Origin of the sequence: Arthrobacter sp. H14, from assembly GCF_000520495.1 — a bacterium.
In the GTDB taxonomy this organism is placed as follows: Bacteria; Actinomycetota; Actinomycetes; order Actinomycetales; family Micrococcaceae; genus Arthrobacter_C.
Window position 1 is genome coordinate 13422 of sequence record NZ_KI914666.1, and the last position, 5076, is coordinate 18497.

The window sequence follows — 5076 nt, forward strand, 5'->3', positions numbered from 1 at the left end:
CACAACGGCCGGCGCACGGCTGAGTTAAGGACTAATTTATGCAGCAGTTCATGGATGGCATCTTCCTGGGCTCGATCTACGCCCTCTTCGCCATCGGTTTCACCTTGGTTTTCGGCGTCCTCGACCGGCTGAACCTCGCCCACGCGGCAGTATTTTCGGCCGGAGCACTGATCGGCATCGAGGGCGTCACGCGTCTCGGTATCTCCATTTGGCTGGCGATCCCGCTGGTCATGATCGCCGGGGCCGTTATGGGCATCCTGATCGAACGGATCGCCTTCCGCCCGCTCGGAAAACGACACGACGCCCATTTCGGCGGACTGATCTCGTCCATCGCGTTGGGGACGATCATCCTGGCCCTCTTGCAGGCGCGGTACGGGCCGGATACGCGGCGGTTTCCACCGGAAGCGTTCCCCAGTACCCGGTTCGAGTTCCTCGGTGCGACGGTCTCACTGCTGCAGGTGGTGATACTGGTGATCAGCGTCTCCCTGATGCTGATCCTGACCTGGGTGGTGGCCAAATCCAAGCTGGGCCGCGGCATGCGCACCATCGCCGAAAATCCGCATGCGGCTTCGGTACTCGGTCTGAACGTCAACCGGATCACCAGCACGACCTTCGCGATTTCCTCGGCCCTGGGTGCCGTCGCGGGCGTGCTGTTCACCCTCAATGTCAACGCCGCCTCTCTGGGGCTCGGACACGCGGTCGAGCTCAAGGGCCTGGCCGTCATCATTGTGGGCGGCATGGGCTCCCTGCCTGGCGCCCTCGTCGGAGGACTTATCCTTGGCCTGGCCGAGGTCTACGCGGTCAACTATGTCGGCAGTTCCTGGCGGGACATGGTCGCGTTCGGCCTGCTGTTCCTGATCCTGATCCTCCGGCCGCAGGGTCTCTTCGGCGCCCGCAAGACGCGGGAGGTCTGACATGATGTTCGAATATTCGGCCCTGGTGACGCTGATCGCCCTGACCGCGATCCTCGCCTACAGTTTCTACGCCGTCCTGTTGGCCGGCCAGCTCAGCCTGGCCCAGATCGGACTGGCATCCCTGGCAGCCTTCACGTCCGCCTTGGTGGTTCCGGCTGAGCCGCTTTTCGGTTTCATCCCGCCGCTGGTGATTGGAATCGTTTTCGGGATGAGCGTCGGCATGATTGCCGCCTTCATCCTTGGCCTTCCCGTCATCCGCTTGCGCGGCGTCTTCCTGGCGATCGCCACACTCGCCTTCGCCGAGATGGTGCGGATCTTCCTGATCAACCAAACCTGGACGAACGGCGCCCAGGGCATGTCCTTCCCGAAACTGGTGGGCCCGGTCAGTGCCTGGCTCGTACTGATCCTGGTCGCATACTGGTTCTGGCGGTTGGCCGGTTCCCGGCTGGGGCGCGCCTTCGACGCCATCCGCGAGGATGAGCTCGCGGCCGGGTCAATGGGCATCAACGTCGCCCGCTACCGGATGGCGTCGTTCGTTATTGCCGGGGCGATATCGGGCCTGTACGGCGTGCTGCTGGCGTATTTCTCCCGCTTCGCAGATCCGAACGGATTCTCCTTTGTCGCCGCAGTCGACGGCCTGGTTACCGCCGTCGTCGGAGGCGTGACGCTGTTCATCGGCCCCATTCTCGGGTCGGTGTTCCTCTCCGTGCTGCCTGAGCTCCAGCGCACCCTGGGGATCGACGCCGGGTGGATCCGGCCGATGATTTCCGGCGTGCTGCTGCTCGTCGTCATCCTGTTCCTGCCCGGCGGATTGTCCAGTCTCATTCCCCGGCGCAAATCGGCGCTGAAGCTGGAAACGGATCCGGCACTGATGCCGGCCCTGGCCCCGCTCCCGGAGCGCGGAACGGAGATCGTCCGGCTGCAGGGGCTCGGCAAGCACTACGGCGGTGTGCATGCCGTCCGCGAAGTCGACCTGCACCTTGAGGCGGGCGAAATCCTCGGCCTCATCGGTCCCAACGGCGCAGGAAAAACAACGCTGGTCAATATGGTCACCGGACTGATCCCGCCGTCGTCGGGAACGGGAACAGTGCTGGGCAACACACTCACCGTCCGGACCAGGGCCCACCGGCTCGCCAAGTCCGGGGTTGCCCGCACCTTTCAGCAGATCAAACTCTTCAACCGGCTGTCAGCGCTTGAGAATGTCCTGGTCGGGGGCTACCGGATCGGCAAGGACACGCTGCTGCGCCGGCTGATCTTCCTTCCCTCCGCACGCCGGCACGAGCGGGAGTTGCTGGCGATGGCATCCACCCAGCTGGCGAGGGTGGGGCTTGCAGATAAGGCAGCCACCTCCGCTGGAGACCTCTCCTATGGCGATCAGCGCCGGCTGGAGATAGCGCGGGCACTCGCGGCGCATCCCACGCTGCTGGTTCTGGATGAGCCGGCGGCGGGCATGAACCATGTCGAAGCGGCGGGTCTTTCCGAGCTCATCCGGTCGCTGGCCGGTGACGGCATTACCGTTCTGGTGATCGAGCACAATGTCCGGATGATGCTGCAGACCTGCGACAGGATCATCGTCTTGAATTTTGGAGAAGTCATTGCCTCCGGTGAGCCGGCCGACGTCGCGCGTAATCCACAGGTGCTTGAGGCCTATCTCGGGTCCGACGCGGATGACGATGCCCCGCACGGGGAACAAGGGACAGGCCGTCACGCCGCCACCACAGCAGAACCCGAGGAGCAGCGATGAGCGAACCGATCCTGAGCGCCGAAGGCCTGCACATCAGCTACGGCCACGTCGACGCCGTCCGAGGTGTCTCACTGGAGGTCCAGACCGGCTCGCTGGTGACGCTGGTCGGAGCCAATGGAGCCGGAAAAACGTCGATCTTGAATGCCATTTCCGGCCTGGTGCGTCCGCGCGCGGGCGTGATCCGGTTCAAGGGCGAGGACATTACCAAGTGGCCGTCACACCGGATGGTCAAGGCCGGTCTGGTCCAGGTCCCCGAAGGGCGGGAGATCCTGGCCGCCCTGACCGTTGCGGAGAACCTCAGCCTGGGCGGCTGGCACCGCGGCAAGACGCTGCGGCGGAACGTCGACCGGATGTATGAGCGTTTCCCGGTGTTGAAGGAGCGGCAGAAGCTTCAGGCCGGTGCGCTCTCGGGCGGCGAGCAGCAGATGCTGGCGATCGCCCGGGCCTTGATTGCCGAGCCTGAGGTTCTCTTGCTCGACGAGCCGTCAATGGGCCTGGCGCCGAAGATCGTCGACGAGGTTTTTGCCGTCATCGACCAGATCAGGCAAACGGGTACGACGGTGGTGCTGGTGGAGCAGAATGCCCGGCGCGCCCTCGCGGCAGCCGATTATGGCTACGTGATGGAGACCGGGGAAATTTCGCATTCCGGTCCCGGACGTGAACTGCTTGCCGACGAAAAGATCATCGAAGCCTATCTGGGCCTTAGCTGACGCCGCCAATTGGGCGCCACGGTATCAGCAGTGCTCCGGTCTCCACGGACGCAGCTACGGTCCGGTCAGGCCGCTACTGTGATCTCCGGCTCGTGCTTGACGGGGAAGTTCACGGATCGGCCGATGAAACACGCGCCGGCCGCATCGCGGTGCAGCGTTCGGGCCAGCTCGACCTGGTCCTCGGTGGCGACAACCACCCGGGGATGAAGCGTGGCGGCGATGAACTCGCCGCTGCCGTCCCGATTAAGCTTCAGGGTGCCTTCGGCGTGGTCGGTGTACGCCGTGACCACCACCCCCGCCGCTGAGGCTATGTGGAAATAGGACATCATGTGGCACTGGGTCAGAGCGGAGAGCAACAACTGCTCAGGGTTCCAGCGGTTTTCATCACCGTGGAACGTCGGATCGGCGGAGCCCAGCAGCTTTGGCACACCGGGGGATTCAATTTCGTGATTCCGGCTGTACTTCTTATAGCCGGTTGTCCCCTCTCCCAGGTTGCCGGTCCATCGAACCGTCACCTCGTAATGGTGTTCCTCCAGCCCTCCCGAGCGTGCCATCTTCCTACCTCCTGGTCTTGTTTCGGCCTCAACGCCCCTGTTCGTACGTTTCTGCTATTCCTGCTTGTCCGCGGTCTGGGCTTTCAGAGCACGGACAACGCCGTCGCGGCTCTCCAGTATTAAGCGGCGCAATGATGGCGACTCGTCGCCCAGCGCTTCGAGGAAGGCGTCAGTCTGTTCGATGGTCTGCCGGCTGGTCAGCTGCGCCGGGTAAAGTCCGACGACGATCTGTTGCGACAATTCATGCGTACGGGTCTTAGCGATTCCGGGCACCGCATCGAAATACTTGTCGGCGAATGGTTCGAGGAGCTTCGTGTCGTGGACCCGGCCGAACCCGGCGATCTGGGCCTGCTGAGTCGCTTTCGAATGTTCATTATTGACGACGACGGACTCCCACACCTCGGCCTTCGCGTCCGGCGTCGGGATGGCGGCCTTCGCCAGGGCGGCAGCGCGCTGGCCGCTGGAGGTGTTGTCCCGCGCCAACTCCTCCTCGATTTCGGCAAGACCGAAACGGCCGCCGGCAATCAGCGACGTGAGCAGATCCCAACGAAGGTCCATATCGACGTCGAGCCCGTTCAAAGCGAGCGCCCCGGCAAGCAGGCCGGCGACATTGTCGAGCTGTTCTTCGGTGCGTGCCTGGCCGGCGAAGGCCTTGACGAACTGCAGCTGGGAATCGGAGCCATGGACGGTCGTCTGGGCCAGCTCCCACAGCGAATCGGCTGCGGCAATGGCCGTCGATTCCTGCGCCGCGGGTTGGACATAAAAAGTCAGGGTGGAGGCGAGCTGGCGGAGCAGGACGAGCACAACTGACGAGTCGGATTCATGGGCAATATTGTTCAGGATCAGCTCGGCATAATCCCGGGCCGGAGTTTCGCCGTCGCGGGCGGCGTCCCAGGCAGAGCCCCAAACCAGCGTGCGGGGAAGCGAATCCGCGAAGTCCTTCAAGTGACGCTTCGCGGTTTCCAGCGACGAATCGTCCATCCGGATTTTGGCGTACGCCAGATCGTCGTCGTTGAGCAGGACCAGGTCCGGACATTCGAGTCCGACCAGGCCGGGGACATCGGTGCGTTCGCCGGAAACGTCCAGTTCGACCCGGTGGTTCCGGACCAGCTTGCCGGTGCCGGTTCCGTCCTGCGCCACATCAAGGTCGTAGA

Annotated in this window: 5 protein-coding genes; 3 read left to right on the forward strand and 2 right to left on the reverse strand. The window is 63.8% G+C overall.

Annotated elements, in window-relative coordinates:
• The first annotated feature begins 38 nt into the window (after nucleotides 1-38).
• The 3 genes from Y707_RS0114630 to Y707_RS0114640 are packed head-to-tail and all read left to right on the forward strand — an operon-like array spanning nucleotide 39 to nucleotide 3368.
• Nucleotides 39-914 carry a branched-chain amino acid ABC transporter permease gene (locus Y707_RS0114630; RefSeq protein ID WP_026535637.1) on the forward strand — a complete coding sequence of 292 codons (876 nt, stop codon included), beginning with the start codon at nucleotides 39-41 and terminating at the stop codon, nucleotides 912-914.
• A 1-nt stretch (nucleotide 915) separates the two neighbouring features.
• A complete protein-coding gene (locus tag Y707_RS26335; RefSeq protein WP_081744898.1) occupies nucleotides 916-2658 on the forward strand; it encodes a branched-chain amino acid ABC transporter ATP-binding protein/permease in 1743 nt (580 codons plus the stop codon).
• On the forward strand, nucleotides 2655-3368 hold the full coding sequence (locus Y707_RS0114640; RefSeq protein WP_026535638.1) for an ABC transporter ATP-binding protein: 714 nt from the start codon (nucleotides 2655-2657) through the stop codon (nucleotides 3366-3368). The genes Y707_RS26335 and Y707_RS0114640 overlap by 4 nt, the downstream gene beginning before the upstream one ends.
• A gap of 65 nt (nucleotides 3369-3433) precedes the next feature.
• Here Y707_RS0114640 and Y707_RS0114645 read toward each other — a convergent pair whose 3' ends face one another.
• Nucleotides 3434-3922 carry an OsmC family protein gene (locus Y707_RS0114645; RefSeq protein ID WP_026535639.1) on the reverse strand — a complete coding sequence of 163 codons (489 nt, stop codon included), beginning with the start codon at nucleotides 3920-3922 and terminating at the stop codon, nucleotides 3434-3436.
• Between the two features lie 54 nt (nucleotides 3923-3976).
• On the reverse strand, nucleotides 3977-5076 hold a 1100-nt coding region (locus Y707_RS29970; protein WP_035781851.1), incomplete at its 5' end, for an ERAP1-like C-terminal domain-containing protein.

Bases quoted from the DNA above. Each gene is read 5' to 3' on its own strand.
- Y707_RS0114630 (WP_026535637.1), top strand. From the start codon at position 39: ATGCAGCAGTTCATGGATGGCATCTTCCTGGGCTCGATCTACGCCCTC.
- Y707_RS26335 (WP_081744898.1), top strand. From the start codon at position 916: ATGATGTTCGAATATTCGGCCCTGGTGACGCTGATCGCCCTGACCGCG.
- Y707_RS0114640 (WP_026535638.1), top strand. From the start codon at position 2,655: ATGAGCGAACCGATCCTGAGCGCCGAAGGCCTGCACATCAGCTACGGC.
- Y707_RS0114645 (WP_026535639.1), bottom strand. From the start codon at position 3,922: ATGGCACGCTCGGGAGGGCTGGAGGAACACCATTACGAGGTGACGGTT.